Origin of the sequence: Emcibacter sp., assembly GCF_048269205.1 — a bacterium.
In the GTDB taxonomy this organism is placed as follows: domain Bacteria; phylum Pseudomonadota; class Alphaproteobacteria; order Sphingomonadales; family Emcibacteraceae; genus Emcibacter.
On sequence record NZ_JBLXJC010000007.1, the window covers coordinates 1 to 23,697 of the forward strand.

Consider the following 23,697-nt stretch of genomic DNA (forward strand, 5'->3'; position numbering starts at 1 on the left):
CAATATCAGCCCAGTGGCCTATGAGAAATTAGCCGCCTAAAGAGCACGGTCCTGTCCACTTTTTTAAGACAAGTCCAAACCAGCACCTTACAGGACTGAAGACCATGACCAACATCGATATTTATCAGACTGTCACCAACAGAATTGTGGAAGCTCTCGAGCAAGGCAGCATCAGTTGCAGCCTACCCTGGAGCAGTGGCCTGTCCCTGCCCGTGAACGCCCATACCGGAAACTACTATCAGGGGATCAATATCCTCAACCTGTGGGTAGAGGCCTATCTGAGGGGTTTCAGTTCACCTTGCTGGGGCACCTTCAAGCAGTGGAAACAACAAAGCGCCAAGATCAAGAAAGGCAGCAAATCTTCCTTTGTTATTTTCTACAAAGCGTTTGAACGGGAAGAAAACAAAATGATCAACGGAGAAGCCGTTCCCGGAGACACAGAACTTGTCACCCGGCATTTTGCCCGGGCCAGTCGGGTCTTTAATGCCGACCAGGTAGAGGACTGGGCCGGAGCAGAAGGCAAACAAGATGCAGAAGAAGGAAATACACGCTGCCCGGTGACTGACATGGAGGAAGTTGAGCAGTTTATTGCCGGCACGGAAGCGCATATTTCTCATGGAGGAAACAGAGCCTATTACTCCCCTACCCTGGATCGGATCTTTGTTCCGTCTCGAGATCTGTTTACGGAGACGGAATATAGCAGCGCCACGGAAGGATGTTACAGCACAATCCTGCATGAGCTCACCCATTGGAGCGGTGCAGAGCATCGCCTAAACCGAGACAAGGGAGAAAAGTTCGGAGATCAGAAATATGCCTTTGAAGAACTTATTGCCGAGCTGGGAGCTGCTTTCTTGTGCAGCGGGCTATCTGTTACCCCACAACCAAGGCTGGACACCATCCCGCCTACATTCAGTCATGGTTGAAAGCCCTCAGGAATGACAAGAAGGCCGTATTCAGAGCTGCAAAGGAAGCCCAGAAGGCCGTCGATTATCTGCATCAACTTCAAAAAGAGACTTCAGGCCCTAGATAGACAAAAAGGGCCAAATTTCTCGGCCCCGCGTTCCGCGGGGCCTTTCCTTTTTTGAAGCATGAAAAGTCACTGATCGAAAAAGACTGTAGCCCTAAAAACTGACGAAGCACTGGACGAACGGTCCCTAAAGTATTATATATCAATCGATATGGAAATCTTGACGACACGCGGCAGACCCCGGGAATTCGACGTCGATGCGGCATTGGCAACGGCGTTGCACGTGTTTTGGACAAAGGGCTATGAAGGCACGTCCCTGACCGACCTCACGGAGGCCATGGGTATCACCCGCCCTAGCCTCTATGCCGCTTTCGGCAACAAGGAATCCCTCTTTCGCCAGGCGTTTGATCTTTATGAGCGCGAAAAGCTGGCCTATGTCGGCAGCGCCATGAAAGCCCCTACCGCGCACGGCGTGGCAAAGCACCTCCTGGAAGGTGCGCTTGAAACCTGTTCCGGCCAAGATCAGCCGCGCGGTTGCCTGCGCGTCATCATTTCAACGCCCTGCGGCAGCGAAGCCGCCTCCCTGCGTGAGGAAGTCGTCAAGCGTGGACGCAATGTCCAAGCTGCTCTTATTGACCGGATGAAACAAGCCGCAAAAAACGGCGATTTTGACGAGTCGGTCGATGCCGAAGCGCTTACCCGATATCTCATCGCGGTACTGCAAGGCATGTCGGTACAGGCCGGCGCCGGGGCGACACGCGCAGAACTCGAGCGTGTAGTGGAAACAACCCTCACCATGTGGCCCGGACGCTAACCACTTGTTTTTTAAATATCTTTTCATGCTGCAGTCGCTCATTACCTCTACTGCGCCGCAAAATATATCAATCGGTATAAAATAATCCTTGACGCCGGACCAATCACTTTACATACTGATCAGTATAGAATTTGATATCAGGCAGACAGAGGCCAATCACTACTGCCGTGTCTCCTGACACTTTCTGACCATACGGTATGTTTTAAAGTTCACGACTAAAGGACGAGCAGCCCACCGTTCGCCCACAAACAGTCAACAAATTGATATACATCACCCGGACTCTTCGTATTCCGGGAATAGTTTTTTGCATATTGCACAAAGGTACCCCGGAAGGCAGCGACATGAACATCCACTCCCCCATTGAAGGCAAATCGTCTGGCGACGGCAAATCCCCTATCGAAGGAAAATCTTTTTCTCTCTCTGCGGATCAAGCGAAACCGCGCAAAAGCCGCTGGCGCTATTTGGGCTGGTCGGTCCTGCCGCTGATTGCCATCGCCGTGGCCTATGTTGTAATGCGCGCGGGCACGCCGCCTCCAGCCGCCGCGGAAATGCCGCCGGTTACCGTCGCCACCCCGTTGCAGCGGGAAGTCACAGAATGGGATACCTATATCGGCCGTTTCGAAGCCAGCCGCGCTGTCGAAGTACGCCCCCGCGTGTCCGGTCAGATTACCGAACTACATTTCACAGACGGTCAGCCGGTCGAAGAAGGCGCGCCCTTGTTCACCATCGACCCGCGCCCCTTTGAAGCAACTCTCGCCCAGGCGCGCGCCGGTGTGGCCGCCGCCAAGAGCGATTTGGAACTGGCCAAGACTGATCTAGGCCGCGCCGAGCGCCTGATCGATTCCCACGCCGTTTCCCAAAGCGAATTGGACCGCTTGAGGGCACGTGCGCAAGTCGCCGCCGCGAACCTGGCAGCAGCCAAGGCCGAGGTTCGCGCGGCGGCTCTTGATGTTGAATTCACCACGGTGCGGGCCCCCATCAGCGGCCGTGTATCCGACCGCCGTATTGATGTCGGCAATCTCGTGTCCGCCAGCAAAGGCGCAGACGGCACCTTGCTCACCACCATCAATTCGCTCGACCCGATTTACTTCACTTTCGAGGGCTCGGAAGCGCTTTACCTGAAGGCCAGGCGCCGGGGCGCGGATGCTGGGTCCCCGGTTGAAATCCGCCTGCAGGACGAAACCGACTATAACTGGCAAGGCGCGCTGGACTTCGTGGATAACGGACTGAACCCGCGCTCGGGCACTATTCGCGCCCGCGCCGTGCTGGACAACCCGGACTTGTTTTTGACCCCCGGCATGTTCGGCAAGATGCGTCTGTCATCCAATGGCAGCCAGATGGCGCTGTTGGTGCCCGACACAGCAGTGCAGACCGATCAGGCACAAAAGGTTCTGCTGGTGGTCGCGGATGACGGGACCGTACGCGGCAAGCCGGTCGTCCTTGGCCCGGTGATTGACGGCCTGCGTGTCGTGCGGGCCGGGCTTGTGTCGAATGACCTCGTGGTCATCAAGGGTGTGCAGATGGCCTTCCCCGGCATGCAGGTGCAGACAGAGCCCGGCGAAATCACCCCTGTTACCCGCGAGGCGGTACCACTGACGACCATGTCGCTGCCCGGCGAAGCCACCTTTACCCGCTGACCCCCAATCCGGAGACTCAACATGCGTTTTTCACGCTTCTTCATCGACCGACCGATCTTCGCCGCGGTAATCGCAGTGCTGATCACGGTGATTGGCGGGATTGCCTATTTCTTCCTGCCTGTTTCACAATATCCCGAGGTCGTGCCGCCCACGGTAACGATCAGTGCATCCTATCCCGGTGCCTCCGCCGAAACAGTGGCCGAAACCGTCGCCACCCCCATCGAGCAGGAAGTCAACGGCGTTGAGGACATGCTCTACATCTCCTCACAGTCAACGGGCGATGGCCGCGCGGTTGTAACCGTGACATTCAAGCAGGGCACGGACCTCGATTCCGCCCAGGTGCTGGTGCAAAACCGCGTCGCGGTCGCCCTGCCCCGCCTACCGCAGGAAGTGCAGCGCCTGGGCGTCGTCACCAAGAAAACGACGCCGGACTTCCTTTTGGTCGTCAATCTGATCTCGCCCGACGGCTCGCGCGACCGCGCCTATATGTCCAACTACGCGCAGACACGCATCAAGGACAGGCTGGCGCGGCTTGACGGCGTGGGTGATGTGCAGCTTTTCGGTTCGCGCGAACTGGCCATGCGCGTGTGGATCGATCCCAACCGTGCTGCCGCCCTGGACCTAACGGCGGGTGACATCGTTGCTGCCCTGCGTGCCCAAAACGTGCAGGTCGCCGCCGGTACGCTCGGCCAGCCGCCCTCCGGTGGCGATGCGTTCCAACTGAACGTGGAAACACAGGGCCGCTTTACCGACCCGCAGCAGTTTGCCGACGTCATCATCCGCACGGATGCCGACGGACGCCAGGTGCGCGTGGCCGATGTCGCCCGCGTGGAACTGGGGGCTGAGGATTACGGCACATCTGCCTATCTGAGTGAGCTGGATTCCGTGATCATTCCGGCGTTCCAGCGCCCGGGTTCCAACGCCCTGGAAGCGGCGGAGAACATCAAGGCGGAAATGGAGACCATCTCGAAGGGTTTCCCGGCCGGTTTGGAATACCGCATCGTCTATAACCCGACCGAGTTCATCGAAAAGTCGATTGACGCCGTGGTGGATACGCTCTTTGAAGCCATTCTGCTCGTCGTCCTCGTCATCATCGTCTTCCTGCAGAAATGGCGCGCGGCGCTCATTCCGATCATCGCCATTCCGGTCTCCCTCATCGGTTCTTTCGCCGTGCTGGCGGCCATGGGCTATTCGCTCAACAACCTGTCACTCTTCGGGTTGGTGCTCGCCATCGGCATCGTGGTGGATGACGCCATCGTGGTCGTGGAAAACGTCGAGCGTAATCTGGAACAGGGCATGTCACCCCTGGAAGCGGCACGCACATCCATGGATGAAGTGGCGGCCGCGCTGATCGCCATTGTGCTGGTGCTCTGCGCCGTGTTCGTGCCGACACTTTTCATTGGTGGCTTGTCCGGTGCGTTCTATCAGCAGTTCGCCGTCACTATTTCCGCCGCCACGGTCATTTCGCTGGTGCTGTCGCTGACGCTTTCTCCGGCTTTCGCGGCCCTTTTGCTGCGCCATCGCACGCCAGCACCCGAAGGGGCCCGTATTCACCGCGCCATCGAGGCAGCGGGTGATGCCTTCAACCGTGGCTTTGCACGCTTTAGTAAAGGATACGCCAACCTCACCAACAGGCTGGTGCGCCGTCCGAAAACCATGATGGCGACTTATGTGGGATTGATCGCGCTCACCGGCTTTGCGCTGTGGGCCACGCCCACAGGCTTTATCCCCGCGCAGGACCAGGGCTACTTCCTGACCGTCATTCAGCTGCCCGCCGGGTCTTCCACCGCGCGCACGGACGAGGTGATGAAAAAGGTTGCCGACCGCGTGCTCAAGATCCCGGGTGTGACCGGCACCGTCATGCTCTCGGGCTTTGACGGGCCGTCGGAAACGCGCGCCGCCTCGTCCGCTGCCGCCTATTGGGTACTGGATGATTTCGAGGAACGCGCCAAGCATGGCCAGCCGCTGAAAAAGCTGATAAACCAGGCGCGCATGGCAACAGCTGACATTACCGAAGCGCGGCTGCTGGTCGTCACCCCGCCCGTTATTCGCGGCATCGGCTCCGCCGGTGGCTACCGCCTCATGATCCAGGACCGTGAGGGTCAGGGCTACCGCGCCATGCAGAACGTAGCCTACGGCCTGATCGGCCGCGCCAACCAGACCGAAGGCCTGCAAACCGTTTACACCTTCTTTGATACGGGGACACCGCGTGTCTATGCGGATATCGACCGTGACAAGGCCGAACTGCTGGGTGTCGCCCCCGAAAAAGTGTTTGAAACGCTGGAAGTCTATCTGGGCTCGGCCTTCGTCAACGACTTCAACCTCTTGGGCCGCACCTACCGGGTAATCGCACAAGCCGACGCCCCCTTCCGCCGCACACCGTCAGACATCGCCAATCTGCAGACCCGCTCTTCGACGGGCGAGATGGTGCCGCTCGGTTCCATCGCCAATTTCAGCGACAAGGCGGGGCCATACCGCGTGGAACGCTATAACCTGCTGCCCGCCGTGGCGGTGGATGGCGATACGGCGCCCGGTACGTCAACCGGCAAGGCATTGACAAAGATCGAACAGATTGCGGACGAAGCGCTACCGCGCGGCTTCAGCTCTGAATGGACGGGCATTGCCTACCAACAGCAGACGGCAGGCAATACCGCCGGGCTGGTGTTTGGCCTGGCTGTCTTCCTCGTCTTCCTGGTGCTGGCCGCACAGTATGAAAGCCTGGTGATGCCCATGGCGATCATATTGATCGTGCCCATGTGCCTTCTGGCCGCGATGACGGGTGTGAACCTGCGCGGGATGGACAATAACGTGCTGACACAAATCGGCCTTGTGGTGTTGATCGCCTTGGCCGCGAAGAACGCCATCCTGATTGTGGAGTTCGCCCGGCAGGGTGAGGAGTTGCACGGCCTCTCGACCATTGATGCCGCCGTGCATGCGGCCGAGCAGCGCCTGCGCCCCATCCTGATGACCAGCTTTGCCTTCATCCTGGGTTCCTTGCCGCTGGTGATCGCCACCGGGGCGGGTGCCGAGCTACGTCAGGCCCTGGGCACGGCGGTATTTTACGGCATGGCGGGAGTGACCGGCTTTGGCCTCATCTTCACGCCGACTTTCTATGTTGTCTGCCGGGCCGCTGGTGACCGGCTCGCAAAGCTGCGCAAGCGTGGTGATGCGGGTGAGACGTCACACCAGCCCGCCGAATAGGAGCATTCGATGCGTATCATGCGTTCTCTTCTCTTTTCAGCTTCAGCGCTGGCCTTGACCGCCTGCGCCTCGGGGCCGGACTATGTCGTCCCCCTCCCCTCAAAGGCATTGTCCGGCCCCTTCCAAACCAGCAGCGCCGCCGTGGACATCACGGCGCCTGCGGCGGATAGCTGGTGGCAGCTTTATGACGATCCCGTGCTCGACCAGCTGATCGCCGATGCGCTCGCCGCGAATACCGACATCCGCGTGGCCGCCGCGCGCGTGGCCAGGGCGCGCGCCCTGCTGCGCGGTGAAGGCAGCAACCGCCTGCCGCAAACCGATATCGGTGCAAGTGCCGACTACCGACGCACCAGCACTGCCGACGCCGGCGCCGGAGCGGAGCGCGAGGACTGGCGGTTTGATGCCGGGCTCAACGTCGCTTATGAGGTTGACCTATTTGGCCGCATCAACCGCAGCATTGAAGCCGCGCGTGGCGACCTCGCGGCGACGCAGGCTGATGCTGACGCCGTGCGTGTGGCCGTGGTCGCCGAAACCGCGCGCGCCTACGCCGACGCGGCATCGGCAGCCGAACGCCTGAGTGTCGCCGAACATATCGTCGCCTTGCTGGATGACTCCGTTTCCATCACCAGGAAACGTACACTGGAAGGATTGGCTGAAGAGCTGGATGCCGCGCGCATCACCGCTTTGCGGGATCAGCGCCGGGCAGAAATTCCCGCCATCGCGGCAGAACGCCAGGCTGCCCTTCTGCGTCTGGCCACCCTGACGGGTCGTACGCCGGAAAGCCTGCCCACCATTGCCGCCACGCGCGTGACCACCTTGCGGCTGGACCGGCCTATCCCTGTGGGCAACGGAACAGAACTGCTGGCCCGCAGGCCCGACATCCGCGCGGCGGAACGGCGGCTGGCCGCCGCCACAGCGCGCATCGGCGTCTCAACGGCAGAGCTGTATCCGCGCATCAGCCTGGGTGGCGGTATCGGCTCCACAAGTGCCAACGTGGAGGACATGTTCACCAGCAGCGCCTTCCGCTGGGCGATTGGCCCTTTCGTCAGCTGGTCCTTCCCCAACCAGGAAGCGGCCCGCGCGCGGATCGCCGCCGCCAGGGCCGACAGCCAGGCCGCCCTGGCCGAATTTGACGGGACGGTCCTGCAGGCCATCGAAGAAGTGGAAGGCGCCCTCTCCAACTACACCAGGCTTCTGGAACGGCGCGCGCATCTGCAGTCGGCACGGGATCAGGCACAGATCGCCGTCAACATCACCCGCGCGCAGCAGCGCGAGGGCCAGATTGACGGGCTGACCACGCTGGATGCCGAACGCAGCTTCGCCGAAACCCAAGCCGACCTGGCCCTGGCGGACGCCCGCATCACCGACGCGCAGATAGACCTCTTCCGCGCCCTCGGCGGAAACTGGCGACAGTCGTAAGCCAAATTTAGATAATGGAATTTGGTAGCGGAGGTCTGCTACCAATGGAAACCCTCAATTACTAAATGAAAATGCTCTGTTGAATGATAAGGGGTCTATGTTAGTTGTGGAGGCATGCAATCACTGATGCAGTCAATTGACACAGACACCATGAACATAGTGACCACTGTCTAATCATATCCGAGAAACCGACAATACGGCACGTTTAAATGTTACCTCAGTCATATTTGTTCGCTGGGTAGCGTAGTTCCACGCAAGGGTATTGCTTCATGCTCGGCATTTTTTTTATGACCGAACAACCGCAATAAAACTGGCATCAAACACAGAACAATAAACGTTCCAAACCCAAGGCCGAAGGTCATCGAAACAGCCATAGGAATGAGGAATTGCGCTTGTTCAGATGTTTCAAGCATCATTGGCGTTAGGCCAAGGCAGGTTGTCAGGGTTGTTAAAAGAATGGGGCGCAATCGGCTACACGTTGCCTCGGTGATTGCTCTGACATGCGCTACTCCTTGCATGCGAAAACGGCCGTAAGCCGTAACCAGTACCAAAGAGTCATTTACCACCACTCCGGCCATTGCAATAATGCCGATAATGGAGATAATGGAAATGTCATATCCCATCATGATATGCCCCCATACAGCTCCAATACATGCAAACGGAATGACAGAGAGAACCAGAAGCGGTTGCACATAAGAATTAAATCGCAGCGCCAACAAAGCATACATGATGCAAAGCGTAATCAAAAAACCGTTGCCCAATACCTCCATTGATCCATCGGTTTCTTCTTCATCTCCGGCAAATTCAACTGTAAGTCCAGGATATTCCGTCAGTATTTGCGGGACCAAACTATATTCCAGTACGTTCGCCACAGCATCATCGCTGACCCCGATCATAATATCGGCTGCCACAGGGTAAATGCGCTTTCCATCACGCCGGGCAAGCGTAGTGGTGCTTTGCCCGGATGTAATTGTGACAAGCTCTGTTAGTGGCACCAAATATCCGCCGGGTGTTTTAATCAGCGCATTATCAAGGGCGCTGCGTTGCTGGCGTTCTTTTTCAGGAAGGCGTACCACTATCTTAACATCGTTACCGTTTCGAGAAATACGCAGGGCTTCTGCGCCATAAAAACGATGTCGGACTTGCCTTGCAATATCACCTGCCGTTAATCCCATTTGTACGGCATTATCTTTGAGTTTGATCTTTAATTCAGGTTTGCCAGCACGCAAACCATCATCAATCGATATTAGACCTGCAACAGATCGCATACGTTCACCTAGTTTCAATGCAGCTTCACGCGCTACAGCTTCATCCGGATGGAAAAGCTCCATTTGAATCGGCTCTCCGCCGGTTACGTTCGTTTCACCGGTAAAGGTCAATGCTTCAAGCCCACCGGGATCACCAAATCGTTCTTGCCATTGCCGCGCAAATTCTATTCCGTTTATCACCCGTTCATCTTCGGGCGGCAGAGCGGCCAGTACTGATATATAATGTGATCCCGCTAGAGATTCTGTTTCAATTTCTCCCTCATCAAGACGCACACCGATTAAAGAGAAAATGCCGGATGTTCTCATGCCCGATTCTGCGAATACGGCCTGCGCGTCCTTGACCATTTTGTCCTGAATGGCAATGGACTGTGCCTTTGGTGAACCATAGGGAAGTGTTGCATGGGCAATAACCGTGTCAGATTGTACGGGCGGAGTAAAAATGAAGCCAATCATGCCGCTGACAGTTGCAGAAAACGTAATAAACAATAGGGATAAGGCCAGGCAAATTATTGCCATCGGGCGTAACAATGTCATACGGACAAAGCGGCGGAACGTTTCACGGGTAAAATTCTCCAGCCATGCATTGACCCTTTCCTGCGGACGGGACAAAGTTTTAAGCCAAGGACGTTGGGGGGAATCCTGTGCCAGATGTGTTGAGAGAACAAAAAGGCATTCAATCAGGGAAACCAGCAAGACCGACACTACCACAGCCGGTATTTGTTCCATCATCGTTCCTATTGGTCTTGGAATAAAAAACATAGGCATAAAGACAAGCATGGTTGTGCTGACTGCCAGCAAAATCGTCACGCCCATTTCTTTAAGCCCCTTGACCGCAGCCCTTAAATTATCCATGCCCTTACTGCGGTTGGTGTGAATGGCTTCACCCAGCATAATGGCATCATCTACCACCACGCCAATGGTGACGATAAAGGCAAATAATGAGATCTCGTTAATCGTTACGCCAAACAGCGGCAAAAGCATCAACCCGCCTAAAAGCGAGGTGGGAATTCCCATCATCACCCAAAATGCCAGACGCGGTGTGAGGAAAAGCGCAAGCACAATCATCACCAGCACCAACCCTAAAAAAGCATTGTTAATGAGCAAGCTGAGACGGTCACGATAGGTTTGCGCGTCATTTTCAAAAATATCTAAAGAAACGCCTTTGTATCTCTGCGTTGCACTAGGGAGGTAATCTTTGACAACTTTTTCAACTGAGGTCGGTGTTTCTGCTCCGGCCGTAAAAATGTCAATCTGAATCGCTGGTTTGCCGTTATACCAGGCTTCAATCGGAGAGTTTCCAAAACCGTCTTGTAATTTAGCGACATCCGAAAGCCTTAGAGGTAAACCTGTCTCTGTTTCCTTGATTATAATATCTGAAAATTCGTGCGCCAATTCGCGGCGCTCATTCGTACGCAATGCAATATCAGCCTGCGGCGTATAAATCGTGCCACCGGCTAAATCCTGCGCTGTATCTTGAATGCGAAGGGCAACATCATCCAATGACAAACCATGTGCGCGTAGCGTTTTTTCACTGATTTCGGCTGTGATTTCCAGCTCACGCGGTGCTGCCAGTTGAACTTTGGTTAACCCTTGCTCAGTAAGAAGATCATCGCGGATATTTTCTGCCGTTTGCCGCAACCAGAGCAATGGCTGATCACCGGATACGATCAGTGACATAACTTTCTCAATCTCTGCGGGGATGCTCACAACCGGTTCTTCTACATCCAATGGGAAGGTTTCGATACGGTCTATCGCATTTTTGATCTCACCCAGCATTAGATCTGGATTGGCACTCCGAACCAATGTCAGTGTGACAGTGCCAAATCCTTCACGTGCAACCCCCTGAACCTTTTTAAGGCCTTCCATGCCTCGCACAGCATTTTCAATCGGTAGCAGAATGGCGTTTTCAATTTCCGCAGGTTGCGCTCCGTCAAATGCGACAGAAACTTCCACGGTTTTGGATTGGGTGGTGGGTAGAACTTCCTGACGGATTGATTGTGCGCTTAACAAGCCGCCAACAATGAAACCAGCCATCAAGATATTGGCAACCACATGGCGCTGTAGAATGTTCTCTAAAAATTTATTCATAACGCATCATCCTGTTTCTGTTCGGTTTCAGGAAGGCGAAGCTCCATACCTTTTAGGGGCGATGCGATATGAGATAGGATAACCTGCACGCCATCTTCCAGCCCGCTAACGACAAAAATCCGTTCGTCATTTTGCGCCGCAAGCGTCACTGAACGAATATCTAGCGTATTGTCCGCTGTTAAAATCCAGACCGTGTTATTTGCTCTTAACGCAGCTTTTGGTAAAGGGATGACATTTTGAAACTCAAGACCGGGAAGGGTTACGGCAGCATAATATCCTAACGGCAAGACCACATCGGACACGGACACCAAAGCCTGTTTTTGTCGCGTATCCGGATCAATTTGCGGCAAGACAGCTTTCAAGGTTGCCGGATATGCCTTGTCGTTGATTGTAACTACGGCTTTTTGCTTTGTAGCATCAACGCTATAGTCAGAGGGGAAAGATGCGGTGATATGATAGCTCTCTGTACAAGCCACACTCAACGCAATTGTGCCGTTTTCCGCATATTGTCCGGCAGCGATATTTTCTTTCATGATTTGACCGTCACACGGCGCCTTAAGCGTTGTGCGTTCCAGATCAAGCTCTGCCTGTTGTAATTGCGCTTTTGCCATACTCAGTGCTGCTTCTCGCTCTTTTAATTGTGGCTGCCGAAGCGCTAAAGCATTGCTTGTTATGGTGCTGTCATTTTGTTGCAGCAATTTATATTCTGCACGGGCAATCTTTTGCTGCCCTTTTTCAATTTCAAGGGCTTGCCTGGCTTGTTCATAAGTGGCTTCGGCTTCGGCTAAGCGATTTTCAAAATCACGAGGATCAATGATAAATAAAACATCCCTCTGTTTGATGGCTGCACCTGCGACAATATGATCAGAAACCGAAACGATAGAGCCTTCAACTTGCGGACGAATATCAACTTGTTCGCGCGGCTCTACCAATCCCCAGGCCGGAACATCAAGCTGTGTTGTACTGCGTTGCGCTTTTATGACCTCAACCGTCAACGGTTTTGAAAGCAAAGCGGAAGGCAGTTCATCTTCTTTACTGGCCATCAGCAAAACAGCTATTATCAAACCTGTAATCAGAATCACAGGTGCAAGCCAGCGTTTATGTTTCGGGTATTTCATTCATATCCCCTTTTTTTAGATTCCATCTCGCACCAAAGGCTTTCAAGATTCTTGCCCTGTTGATCAACAAGTCACGTTGCAGATCAATTTCACGTTTATGCAGGTTTTGCAGATTTTCCAGCGCATTCAGAACGCTTAAATAATTCTCTTGCCCGTTGACGTAGCGCAGCTTGGCTTTGCTCACGGTTTGCTGGGCGATAGAGATTTCTGCGTTCAGTAAAGTTCTCTCTTTAAACAACGCCCGTTCGCGGCTTAACCCATTCTCAATATCCTGCACAGCAACCAGCACGGATTGTTCAAGGTCTGCCAGGGCTTCTTTAACCATAGCCTCACGGCGGGATACTTCGGCTTTGCGCCGCCCGGCATCAAAAATCGGAGCAAGCAAACCGGCGGCAAAACTCACAATTTGTCCATCACCAATATTGGAAAGTGTATTGCCTGTAATACTGTAATTCAGTCCGATAGAAAGCTTCGGCAGGCGGTCGGCAATCGCTGCGGCAACATCCTGATCTGCCGCCAAAAGAGCAAGGAAAGCTGCCCGAATATCGGGACGACTTTCCATGAGTTCTTTGGAGGTGGGGAGAGAGGTAAACGGTTTTATATCCGGCCATCTTTCAAGCGGCAATGCCTGTCCATCAGGAATTTGCCCCAGCAAAACATCATAGGCGTTGGCAGCCTTGATCTTATCGGCCTGAACAGAAGGGATCTCACGTTTGGCTGCCGCTAAACGCCCACGCTGTTGGAGAACATCAAGTGCGCTTCCTTGCCCTTGTTCAAGACGTAGTTCTGTAAGCTCTAAAAATTGTGTATTTGTTGTTTTTTGTTGCTGCAAAATCATTTCCAGCTTGGAGGCTGTATGATGAGTAATCCAGCTTTCCACCAGAACAGTGCTTAAATTAAGTGCTGTTTGATCAACCAGGGCTTTTTGTTGTTCAACGCTGAGGCTTGCCGCTTTTTTTCCTGCACGTAAACGCCCCCAGATATCCAACTCCCAATTCAGCGCCCCCCCAAAGGAAATGACACTGCTTGTCTCCGATGATCCGCCATCCTCTTTTTCCCGTTTGCGTTCAAAATCAGTTGTGACATCGACGTTAGGGAACAGATCAGCCCGTTCTATACCATAACTGGCTGCGGCTTGTTCTACTCGCGCACGGGCAGCTTCGAGTTCAAAATTTTGTGCATTAAGTGCCTCAATACCCTTTTGTAAAACCGCATCACTGAAACTTTGTGACCAATATATAGAACCGGTATTCACCGTTTCATCGGCACTAAAGAAATGTTCTGGCATGCGCGCAGAATAATCAGGCCGATCCGTGGCTGAAATCACGGAACATGCCGGTAATAGTAAGAGACATATAGCTAATGGTGCATATTTTAATATCATGCTCTAACTCTAATAAACGCTCTCTCACTATTGGGTGAGCAAAACATTAATTTCTGGAAAGGTTACAGTTTTGAGTGAAGTACGTTTGTCATTTTGCCTGCTTGATCAACCGGCAACCAGCGCCTAAAAACCGACCTGTGGATGAAGCCGGTTTCTAGTGTGGGGGAGAACAAATGAAAAAGTGTTAGATTAGAATGTGTAGGCAAATCCCATGTCGACACTAAAGAACCCTTTATTATCAACAATCGGAGAATCTTTGGCATCGCCTAGCAATCTTGTATAGCTGGTAGAGATTATGGCAGACCAATTTTGTGTAATTTTGTAATTTGCTTCCAGTTCAACGCCGTAGCTTTCAAAGCCGCCACCGGCATCATATTTGCTGTAAGTCGCAGAATTTGCAGCTTGTGAAGAAGATACACCGTAATAGCTCTGGGTGTACTTCTTATCGGCATAAGCAATAAACGGCTCTACACCGACAAACAAGCGGTCTGTCAAAGGCGCATCAATGCCAGCAGAAAGCTCCACAGTTAAGCCATCATGACCGCCAAAAGCTTTCGCGACCTCAAGCTCGACTTCAATAAATCCTATTTCAACTTCGGCAAAAAGAACAGCTTCTGCTGTCGCCTTGATATCACCCAGCCCGTCTAATTCCACTCTGGCATCTGATTCATCCCGACCTTCGGCATATCCTACAGCAGCACCCAAAGCATATTCAAACTCATCATCCGAGCGCAGAAGGTACGCGCCCAAGCCTCTTTCAAAATTCAAAAAGTAACGATCTTTGTATTCAATATCGACATAGGGTAAAACATCAAACTTTCTTTTATCAACACCTGGAGAAACAGGGCTATACTCACCGGCGATTCCGACTGTCACATCCCAATCTTTCCAATTGCGTGTTCCCATTTCTTCCTCATCGTAAACGAATGGGGAATTTTCCCTGCCGCGTTCTTCTGCATATGCTGCGGTACTTCCCAATATTGTACAAGCCGCGAGCGAAGCTACCATAAGTTTTTTCATGGCATTTCCTTTCAATGTTATTTAGCCTTCCACTCGCCAAAAATACTTTAAAGGGCGATTGAACAAATGCAGCTTAGGTGGTTGTGTCTAACTGACAGGTTGAGAGCAAATTAAGGATTGGCAATGTTAGAAAAGACCACTGTGACGGATAAGCCACTGGGAGTATGGTCTTCCAGAGAAATTTGCGCTTTGTGTAAATCTATAACGGCTTTTACAAGCGCCAGTCCAAGGCCGTTTCCAGGTGTATGGCGGCTGTCTTCCACGCGGTAGAATCGCCGAAACACTTGTGTCTTGTCCTCATCAGGGATGCCAGATCCTGTATCTGTTAATACGATGTGTATTTTTTCATCCTTATTGAGAGCCTGAATCGTAATTTGACCGTCTTTGGGAGTAAATTTCATCGCATTTTCAGTCATATTGGAAAACGCCTGAAACAAAAGGTCTTTATCTCCCACTATAGGGGGGAGAACCATAGGTAAAGCTATATTCAGCGTAATATTTTTTTTCTGTGCCAGCAGCGTATAATATTCATATAAATCATTTAAAAGTGCCTTTAGATCCACGTTGCCAAATGCTGAACGCCGCTTTCCATGCTCGATATTGGCAATACGCAAAAGAGCATTAAAGGTTGCAATAATGCGGTTTGCTTCATCAGCGATATCATCAATGCTAACGTCGCTTTCTCCTTTTTTGAGGGCCTCGATATGATGACTTAACCGTGTTAGCGGGGTGCGTAGATCATGAGCGATATTGTCTGAAACTTGCCGTATGCCTGCGACCAAATCTTCAATGCGCTCCAACATGTTGTTGAAAGTATTGGCAAGCGGCTTAAAATCGCCTGTTGTATGTTCAGCGGGAATACGCGCAGAAAGCTTGCCTGTTTTAATAACCGTATCTGCAGTTTGATGAATCAAGCGCATGCGTTTCAAAATCATGGCCCCCATCAAAAACCCGATAAGCGCCATCAAGCAAACCAAGGCAGTTGCAATCCAGGCCACCCCCATAATAGCCATATTAAGAGTTTGAAACGCATCAACATCGCGCCCGACAAGCAGGCTCATACCATCACCCAATGTGAGCGTTTTGGCTATAACATCATAATGCGGAAAAAATGCATCCGTTTGTTCCGGTGCATTGCCAATCACCTCACTATAAGGAATCTCGTAAAGATTAAAATCGCCGTCTTGATTCTCCGTAACGCTAGGCACTGTATGCAGGTTGCCGGTTATGCGGTTTCCATTTTTGTCACTCAACAAATAAAAGCTGCTGATATCCCGGCTTTTCAGGCGCTGCTCAACGGCCTTGCGAAGTGCCGCCTCTGGATTTTCGGAGAAGTGATAAACATCAATAAAACCGTGAATATCGGCCTTTAATGCGGCTTGTGTTTCCGTATAAGTATTGCCTTGATAAGAGATATACAAAAAGCTGCCCACCACACAAACGGCAATGATCAATACGCCCGTATAAAGAATGGCCAGATTGCGAACATTGCTAATCAATGCGCCGAGTTGCATAAAACACCCTAATTTTCTCTAAAAATATAGCCAGAGCCGCGCACCGTTTCTATGAAGGATGCTTTTCCCTTATCATCAATCTTGCTGCGAATTCGACTGATATGTACATCTATTACATTGGTTTCCGGATCGAAATGATAATCCCAAACCTGTTCCAGCAGCATTGTGCGTGTCACCAATTTACCTCTATTCCGCATGATATATTCCAGCAAACGAAATTCACGTGGTTGAAATTCTATGGTCTGGCCGTTCTTTGTGACTTTATGTTTCTGCAAGTCCAATTCCAGGTCCGCGACCTTCAGTGTGGTCTCTGCTGACTGCCTAGGGTTATGGCGTTTGGCAATGACCTCAAGCCGTGCCATCAATTCGGAAAACTGAAACGGTTTAATCAGGTAATCATCTCCACCGGTCTTTAAGCCTTCTACGCGATCATCAACATCCCCCAATGCGCTTAAAATCAACACAGGGGTTTGAATTCCACTGGCGCGTAGTGTTTTTAGAATTGTCATTCCATCCGGAGGAGGAAGCATACGATCCAGAACAATAGCGTCAAATTCTTCCGTTGCCGCCATGAATAGACCATCACGACCAGAGCCCACCTGCTCGACCGTATGACCATGTTCGCTTAATCCTTTCAGGATATAAGATCGAACTGTTTCATCATCTTCTACAACTAAAATGCGCAACAAAACCTCACTTTCTTTCATTTTAAGCTAGATCTTTTGCACATCGCCGGACATGCCATCTACTGTACACCGTCCTCAAAAGTGACCTCAAAAGAGCTCTTATTTATTATCAATTTTAAAGCTTACTTCTTCAATTGGCGAGCTCCTTTCTTCGGAAACTGCTTATATAGCCTACCACGGAGATATTCTTGTCTGTGCCAAAGCTCGTTTTAAGCGTCATTTAAAGGAGTCCAAAACACAGTTTCCTCCTTTTCATCTAAAGCATATGGCTTTCGCTCTTTTTTTGGGGGTTTTCCTCCACCTGAGGGACGTAGGTTCCCTTGGGCAGGCTAATATGGATCGGGTCGCTAGCGCCTTCTTCCAGATAATAATGTTCCAGCAGGCGGCGCAGCCGGCCGGCTTCCACCCGGACAATGGCGTCTGCATGGGGATCAAAATCGTCATCCTTGTCAAATACTTCAATACCCAGAGTATAACCTTTGAGCAGATGTTCACGGCCTTCCAGGGATTCACTCACCACATAATCAAGAAATCTTTTGGGGCGATTCTTGTTGGTAAAAAGATCGCTGTCGAGAATGCGTTCGAGCTGTTCCCGGATCTGGTCGGTGGAAAATGATGAAGGCAACGTCATTATTTTGGCCACTTTGCGGATTTATATGGTTTTCCATAAACTGGTTCAGGCATATCGCAAAGGATCCATAAAACTCACCATTATGCAGTGTCTCAATTTCATAAACAGGTCGATCGTTATATTCTGTAACCTCAATCTCAAAGGTTTTAGCATTATGGGTTTGCTCGATTTTCTGGATCACCTTACTAAGCGCATGATTATCAGCAGCGCTTGCCGGAGTAGCACATAAGGGCAATGCCTGTGGCAGCGATTGTTGTTTTTACTGTGGATGTAATCGCTATCATATCACTTCTCCTTTCGTTTGATTTGAACAAAAAAAACAAAGGATAAAGACTTCCAGCTTTTCTCAGGGTTGCTGACACATTAAATTTTGTTAATGATAGCCTTTCCAAATTTCCACCCATATTGGGGCACTATCAGAAGATCCTTTTGCCAAAGTCTGGACTAAATTATAACGTTCCAGCATGAGTAGCTTCTACCGTTATTTCAAAACATCACCGCCAGCAGCTCTTTGGCATCGACAGCTTGGCCGGCCTTGACGGCAATTTCGGCAATGGTGCCATCCTTGGGCGCGGTGATCGCGGTTTCCATTTTCATCGCTTCCAGGGTGAGGAGGAGGTCACCCGCCCTGACCTGCTGACCCTGCGTAACGGCAAGAGTGGCCACCACGCCGGGCATCGGCGCGGCGACGTGGTTTTCGTCGGCAGGATCGGCCAAGCGCCGCGCGATGGCGGCACGGGCGGACTTGCGGTCGGCGATTGTGATGACGCGCGGCTGGCCGTTAAGCTCGAAGAACACACGCACGCTGCCGTCTTCCTCGGTCTCGCCGATGGCGGTAAGGCTGATTATCAGCGTTTTGCCGCGTTCGATCTCGACATTCACCTCGTTGCCCGGCAGCATGCCGTAAAAATAGACCGGCGTCGGCAACACGGCGACGGGGCCATATTTACGCCGCGCATTGGCATAGGCGGTGAACACCTTGGGGTACATGAGATAGCTTACAAACTCGGTTTCGCTCAAGCTGCGTCCGCACTGCTTTTCAGCCTCTAACCGCATGGCAGAGAGATCCTGCTCACCCAGCAGACTGGCCGGACGGACTGTGATTGGCGTCTCGTCACCGAGCACGCGCTTTTGCAGATCAGTTGGCCAGCCGCCCGGTGGCTGCCCCAGGTCACCGCGCAACATCTCGACCACGGATGCTGGGAACGCGATATCCTGTCCCTTATCGAAGACATCTTCAGACTTCAGGTCCTGCGCAACCATCATCAGAGCCATGTCACCCACCACCTTGGACGACGGCGTCACCTTGACGATATCACCGAACAGCATGTTCGCATCATGATAAGCGCGCGCCACCTCGTGCCAGCGCGTATCGAGGCCGAGACTTCTTGCTTGTTCCTTGAGGTTGGTGAACTGCCCGCCCGGCATCTCGTGCAGATAGACTTCCGACGCACCCGAGCGCAGGTCGCTCTCGAACGCCGCATATTGGGCGCGCACCGCCTCCCAGTAGAAGCTGAGCTCGCGGATCGCGGCCGGATCCAGCCCAGTGTCCCTGGGCGTATTGCGCAACGCCTCTACGACCGCGCCCAGGCAGGGCTGAGACGTCGTGCCCGACATCGCGTCCATCGCGGCATCGACGCTGTCCGCGCCCGCATCGATCGCAGCGAGCAATGTCGCAGCCGCCGCGCCCGAGGTATCATGGGTATGCAGCGTCAGCGGAAGATCGGTCGTATCACGCAAGGCCTTGAACAGCACCGTAGCCGCCGCCGGCTTCAGCAGGCCTGCCATATCCTTGACGGCGAGCATCTGACATCCGGCCACCTCAAGCTGCTTGGCCAGATCGACATAATAGTCGAGGCTGTATTTCGCGCGCTCCGGATCGAGTATGTCGCCAGTATAGCAAAGCGCGCCCTGCGCCACCTTGCCGCTCTCCACCACTGCGTCGATGGAGACCCGCATATTCTCGACCCAGTTCAGGCAATCGAAGATGCGAAATATGTCGATACCTTTGGCCGCCTGCGCGATGAAATGCCGCACCACGTTATCGGGATAGTTGGTGTAGCCCACGCCATTGGCGCCGCGCAGCAGCATCTGCGTCAGGAGGTTGGGCGCTTTCTCGCGGATCGCGTCCAGCCGCTCCCACGGGTCTTCCGAGAGAAAGCGCATCGCAACGTCGAAGGTCGCTCCGCCCCAGCATTCGAGGCTCAGGAGTTGCGGCACCATATGGGCGTAGCTTTCCGCAACGGCCACCATATCCGCACTGCGCATCCGCGTCGCGAGCAAGGACTGGTGCGCATCGCGCATCGTCGTGTCGGTGATGAGCGCTTGAGGTTGTGCGCGCATCCAGCGGGCAAGCCCGACCGCACCGTCACGCTCCAATATCTGGCGCGTGCCATCGGCTGGCGATCCCGTAGGCACTTCCGGCACCTGGGGCACGCGCGCATGGGCAGGCGGTCTCGCCCTGCCCTTCACGTCGGGATGGCCGTTGACGGACACGTCGGCGATATAGGTGAGCAACCGGGTTGCACGATCGCGCCGCTTGCCAAGGCTCAACAATCCCGGCGTCTCGTCAATGAACTTCGTCGTGTAACGATTGGCGATGAAGTCCGGATGTCCCAGCACATTTTCAAGGAAGGCCAAATTCGTCGTCACCCCACGAATACGATATTCGCGCAATGCCCGGTCCATGCGTGCCACTACTTCGCTTGGCGCAGGTGCCCAGCAGGTCACCTTTTCCAGCAGCGGGTCGTAATGTCGTGTCACCACAGCCCCGGAATAGGCGGTGCCGCCATCAACGCGCACACCATAGCCGAACGCGCCGCGATAGGCGGTGATGCGGCCATAATCGGGTATGAAGTTGTTTTCCGGGTCTTCGGTCGTCACACGGCATTGCAAGGCATGACCTTTCAGGCGGATTTCACCCTGCGGCGGAACGCCGGTTTCTTCGGCAGCCCCCAGATGACCACCTTCGGCAATCCTGATCTGCGCCTTCACAATGTCGATGTCAGTCACCATCTCGGTGACGGTATGTTCGACCTGAATACGCGGGTTGACCTCGATGAAATAGAAAGCGCCGCTTTCCTCATCCATCAGAAACTCGACCGTGCCCGCGCCGACATAATCGGTAGCCTTGCCGATTTTCAGCGCGGCTTCACATAATCGGGTGCGCGTTGCCTCGTCGAGATAGGGTGCGGGTGCGCGCTCGATTACCTTCTGGTTACGCCGCTGGATCGAGCAGTCACGTTCGAACAGATGAAAGAGGTTGCCATGAGAGTCGCCAAGTAGTTGCACCTCGACATGGCGCGCGCGGCGGATCAGCTTTTCGAGATAGACCTCGTCGCGTCCGAATGCCGCTTTCGCCTCGCGCTTGCCGGAGTTGACCGCCTCTATCAGGCCCACCTCTTTCTCTATCGGACGCATGCCGCGCCCGCCGCCTCCCCAACTCGCCTTCAGCATCAGCGGATAGCCGATGCCCGCCGCTATCCGTTTGATCTCATTCTCATCGCTGGGCAGCGGTTCGCTTGCGGGAACCACCGGCACACCCGCCTTCTTCGCGATATGTCGCGCGGACACCTTGTCGCCCAAACTGCGCATCGTTTCCGGCGATGGGCCGATGAAGGTAATTCCTGCCGCCTCACAGGCTTCAGCAAAAGCGGGATTCTCCGACAAAAACCCATAGCCCGGATGGATCGCGTCCACGCCCGCCTTCCTCGCGATCTCGATAATTCGTTCACCATCGAGATAAGCCGCGATCGGCCCCGCGCCATCGCCAAGATGATAGGCCTCGTCCGCCTTGAAGCGGTGCAGTGAAAGCTTGTCTTCCTCCGCGTAGATCGCGACCGTGCGAATGCCCAGTTCCGTAGCGGCGCGAAACACGCGAATTGCGATTTCACTTCGGTTAGATACGAGGAGACGATTAATCGGTTTCATGGCTATATCCCACAATATCGATAGGGTAGATTATGGTTTCCAATATCGATCTATAGTTTACCCAAAAATAATATGTGCGAAGCAGGGGGCATAACATTGACCTCCGCATGTCATTTTATTCAATAAATCAACCCGTGCAGAAGGGGGCCGCTGGGACGGCGGCCCCCTTCTGCTCCATCGATGGTCAAGCCCGCCGAATCACTTTGAAGTTGAGCGGAACGTTACCGTCAGGAACTCCGGATTCTCACAGGAAATTACCGCGCTCCCGGTATGGGAGGATGCTCCGGAATCGGTCCTGTCCACTCGAGAACCGTGAGCCCACCCCCGTTACCATCGGTGACGTAGATGAGATTGGTATCCGGGTCCTGGAACACCTCCCGGGTTTGCCGGTCAACATATCCGAAGGATGCATATTTTGGGGGCAGGTAATATCCCACCTCCCGTGGCAGGAACGGATTGGAGATGTCCCACGCCCGAACGCCCTGGTCGTACCAGGTCTGGTAAAAGAGGCTCGGCGAGCGGTGGTCGATCCAAGGCAAGTGGACCGACTGCTGACCGCCTTTATGCTCAGCATCGAGATCGGCATCCCCAGAACTCGTCAGGCACTCGAACTTCCCTTTGTCGAAGTCATACACATCGCTGACGTGCGGGATACGATAACTGGAAATGATCTGGAGGTTGGCATCCCGAACCCCTGCCTCAACCTCCGGGTTCTTGAGATCGGACACATCGACGATCCGCCCGATGCCCGGTGGACAGTCAAAGCTCTCGTCCGCAAGAACCAGCAAATCCGGATGCTCGTTTGGGTCGACGACGACCGGCACCGCGCTATGGGCTGCCCCCATGGCACCACCGTTGAAGGGCGGAACATAATCCAGCTGGCCAACAAGCTTGGGCTGTGAAGGATCGTTCACATCGACTACCACAAGGCCGGCATCGCGCCAACCGATGTAAAGCCGGTTCTTGTGGATTGTGATCTGCTGACACCACACCTTTTGCGGTGTGCCATCTGGGTTCAACCGATCGCGGACGCCATGCTCTTCGCCTACATGCTGTCCGGGAAGATGCAGTCGCCCCGCCAGCTTCGGATTCCTGGGGTCACGGTAATCGATGATGACCACCTCCTGGTGAGCTACTCCCGGCTTCTTGGACTCGGGCATGCTCGCGCAGGCGTAGACATAGTTGTCATCGATCGCGAAATCGTGGGTGGACCCGCCCATGGTGGTCAGGAAGAACCCGAGAGACTTGGGACGTTTAGGATTGGAGACATCAGTAAAGCTTAGGCCAGCCCTGGCATTTTCTCTTCCCCCGCGAGGCTGGATTGGATTGGCATCAATCGCATTGGGCATGCCGGGGGATGCCCCGGTCACCAGGATGTGCCGATTGGTGTTGACCCGTTGATAGGTACACCGTGCTCCCGGTTCGCACGGGATGTAGCTCAATACCTTCATGTCCTTGGGATTACGCACATCGACGATGAGATTCCCGAAGAAAGCGGGCGGATCGCTGTATCCGGAAACATAAGCGATCCCGTCGTATACGTAGACGCTGTTCAACCCGACGCCCGTGCCCTGGTCCTTGCCCTTGGCAGTAAGCCATGGACCCTTGAGGTAACTGTGCCCGACCACCTTGAAATTCGAGCTTCGGGAAAGTTCTCTGGTCTGTTCAAGGTCCAGGTCGAAAACATCGACGCTTTCAGGAATCCGTGGCTCGTCGATTTGGGCGCCGGCCCCTTGCGCCAGCGCGGGGCTGAAGGGCGAAGTGACCATGATGGCAACCAGAATACTAGCGGCTGCAAACGGCCGGGTCCAGGCGTGGATTATCATTATTTACTCCCTATTTGCTGTCTTGATTAGGCGTTGCCGCTCGCCTCCTGACCATAAGCGAAAGTGGCGAGCAGGCAACTCCTTCCGCCCCCCTTATCTCGCCGTCAGAAGCGGCTGTCGATCTGCAAGCCGATCGTCCTGGGGCGGACGCGCGTATCACCATCGCCCCTAAGGAGAATAGTATCCCGCAAAGG

At 53.7% G+C, this 23,697-nt stretch carries 13 protein-coding genes and 1 pseudogene; 5 read left to right on the plus strand and 9 right to left on the minus strand.

From position 1 onward, the window contains the following. Positions 1 to 104 precede the first annotated feature (104 nt). The 5 genes and pseudogenes from ACN0YD_RS14885 (at position 105) to ACN0YD_RS14905 (ending at position 8,038) form a co-directional block, all read left to right on the plus strand. Positions 105 to 1,030: pseudogene (locus ACN0YD_RS14885) on the plus strand (ArdC family protein). Between the two features lie 148 nt (positions 1,031 to 1,178). Further along, positions 1,179 to 1,781 (plus strand): TetR/AcrR family transcriptional regulator, encoded by a 603-nt coding sequence (locus ACN0YD_RS14890; protein ID WP_417321158.1) that lies wholly within the window; start codon positions 1,179 to 1,181, stop codon positions 1,779 to 1,781. A 341-nt stretch (positions 1,782 to 2,122) separates the two neighbouring features. Further along, entirely contained in the window at positions 2,123 to 3,418 is a 1,296-nt protein-coding gene (locus tag ACN0YD_RS14895) for an efflux RND transporter periplasmic adaptor subunit (protein ID WP_417321160.1), read from the plus strand. 21 nt (positions 3,419 to 3,439) lie between these two features. Further along, entirely contained in the window at positions 3,440 to 6,619 is a 3,180-nt protein-coding gene (locus tag ACN0YD_RS14900) for an efflux RND transporter permease subunit (RefSeq protein WP_417321162.1), read from the plus strand. A gap of 9 nt (positions 6,620 to 6,628) precedes the next feature. After that, positions 6,629 to 8,038: an efflux transporter outer membrane subunit gene (locus tag ACN0YD_RS14905; protein ID WP_417321164.1), complete on the plus strand. Its 1,410-nt coding sequence runs from the start codon at positions 6,629 to 6,631 to the stop codon at positions 8,036 to 8,038. A 221-nt stretch (positions 8,039 to 8,259) separates the two neighbouring features. On the opposite strand, the gene ACN0YD_RS14910 is transcribed toward ACN0YD_RS14905, so the two are convergent. The 9 genes from ACN0YD_RS14910 to ACN0YD_RS14950 all read right to left on the minus strand — a co-directional run bounded on the left by ACN0YD_RS14910 (position 8,260) and on the right by ACN0YD_RS14950 (position 23,503). Further along, positions 8,260 to 11,394 (minus strand): efflux RND transporter permease subunit, encoded by a 3,135-nt coding sequence (locus tag ACN0YD_RS14910; RefSeq protein ID WP_417321166.1) that lies wholly within the window; start codon positions 11,392 to 11,394, stop codon positions 8,260 to 8,262. Next, the gene (locus ACN0YD_RS14915; RefSeq protein ID WP_417321168.1) at positions 11,391 to 12,512 is read right to left on the minus strand and encodes an efflux RND transporter periplasmic adaptor subunit; all 1,122 of its coding nucleotides are present in this window, start codon (positions 12,510 to 12,512) and stop codon (positions 11,391 to 11,393) included. The genes ACN0YD_RS14910 and ACN0YD_RS14915 overlap by 4 nt, the downstream gene beginning before the upstream one ends. Then, a complete protein-coding gene (locus ACN0YD_RS14920; RefSeq protein ID WP_417321170.1) occupies positions 12,493 to 13,896 on the minus strand; it encodes an efflux transporter outer membrane subunit in 1,404 nt (467 codons plus the stop codon). Before ACN0YD_RS14920 ends, ACN0YD_RS14915 begins: the two co-directional genes overlap by 20 nt. A gap of 189 nt (positions 13,897 to 14,085) precedes the next feature. Then, positions 14,086 to 14,916 (minus strand): MipA/OmpV family protein, encoded by an 831-nt coding sequence (locus tag ACN0YD_RS14925; protein WP_417321172.1) that lies wholly within the window; start codon positions 14,914 to 14,916, stop codon positions 14,086 to 14,088. 110 nt (positions 14,917 to 15,026) lie between these two features. Next, complete coding sequence (locus ACN0YD_RS14930; RefSeq protein WP_417321174.1) at positions 15,027 to 16,430, minus strand: ATP-binding protein; 1,404 nt, start codon at positions 16,428 to 16,430, stop codon at positions 15,027 to 15,029. A gap of 8 nt (positions 16,431 to 16,438) precedes the next feature. Further along, positions 16,439 to 17,116 (minus strand): response regulator transcription factor, encoded by a 678-nt coding sequence (locus ACN0YD_RS14935; RefSeq protein WP_417321180.1) that lies wholly within the window; start codon positions 17,114 to 17,116, stop codon positions 16,439 to 16,441. A gap of 256 nt (positions 17,117 to 17,372) precedes the next feature. Further along, positions 17,373 to 17,747, minus strand: a complete 375-nt coding sequence (locus tag ACN0YD_RS14940; RefSeq protein WP_417321175.1) for a hypothetical protein — start codon at positions 17,745 to 17,747, stop codon at positions 17,373 to 17,375. 486 nt (positions 17,748 to 18,233) lie between these two features. Continuing rightward, the gene (locus ACN0YD_RS14945) at positions 18,234 to 21,677 is read right to left on the minus strand and encodes a pyruvate carboxylase (RefSeq protein WP_417321177.1); all 3,444 of its coding nucleotides are present in this window, start codon (positions 21,675 to 21,677) and stop codon (positions 18,234 to 18,236) included. A gap of 254 nt (positions 21,678 to 21,931) precedes the next feature. Then, the gene (locus ACN0YD_RS14950; RefSeq protein WP_417321179.1) at positions 21,932 to 23,503 is read right to left on the minus strand and encodes an LVIVD repeat-containing protein; all 1,572 of its coding nucleotides are present in this window, start codon (positions 23,501 to 23,503) and stop codon (positions 21,932 to 21,934) included. Positions 23,504 to 23,697: the final 194 nt, after the last annotated feature.

Coding starts and splice junctions, on each gene's coding strand:
- ACN0YD_RS14930 (WP_417321174.1), bottom strand. CDS start 16,430: ATGCAACTCGGCGCATTGATTAGCAATGTTCGCAATCTGGCCATTCTT.
- ACN0YD_RS14915 (WP_417321168.1), bottom strand. CDS start 12,512: ATGAAATACCCGAAACATAAACGCTGGCTTGCACCTGTGATTCTGATT.
- ACN0YD_RS14950 (WP_417321179.1), bottom strand. CDS start 23,503: ATGATAATCCACGCCTGGACCCGGCCGTTTGCAGCCGCTAGTATTCTG.
- ACN0YD_RS14895 (WP_417321160.1), top strand. CDS start 2,123: ATGAACATCCACTCCCCCATTGAAGGCAAATCGTCTGGCGACGGCAAA.
- ACN0YD_RS14920 (WP_417321170.1), bottom strand. CDS start 13,896: ATGATATTAAAATATGCACCATTAGCTATATGTCTCTTACTATTACCG.
- ACN0YD_RS14940 (WP_417321175.1), bottom strand. CDS start 17,747: ATGACGTTGCCTTCATCATTTTCCACCGACCAGATCCGGGAACAGCTC.
- ACN0YD_RS14900 (WP_417321162.1), top strand. CDS start 3,440: ATGCGTTTTTCACGCTTCTTCATCGACCGACCGATCTTCGCCGCGGTA.
- ACN0YD_RS14905 (WP_417321164.1), top strand. CDS start 6,629: ATGCGTATCATGCGTTCTCTTCTCTTTTCAGCTTCAGCGCTGGCCTTG.
- ACN0YD_RS14925 (WP_417321172.1), bottom strand. CDS start 14,916: ATGAAAAAACTTATGGTAGCTTCGCTCGCGGCTTGTACAATATTGGGA.
- ACN0YD_RS14945 (WP_417321177.1), bottom strand. CDS start 21,677: ATGAAACCGATTAATCGTCTCCTCGTATCTAACCGAAGTGAAATCGCA.
- ACN0YD_RS14910 (WP_417321166.1), bottom strand. CDS start 11,394: ATGAATAAATTTTTAGAGAACATTCTACAGCGCCATGTGGTTGCCAAT.
- ACN0YD_RS14890 (WP_417321158.1), top strand. CDS start 1,179: ATGGAAATCTTGACGACACGCGGCAGACCCCGGGAATTCGACGTCGAT.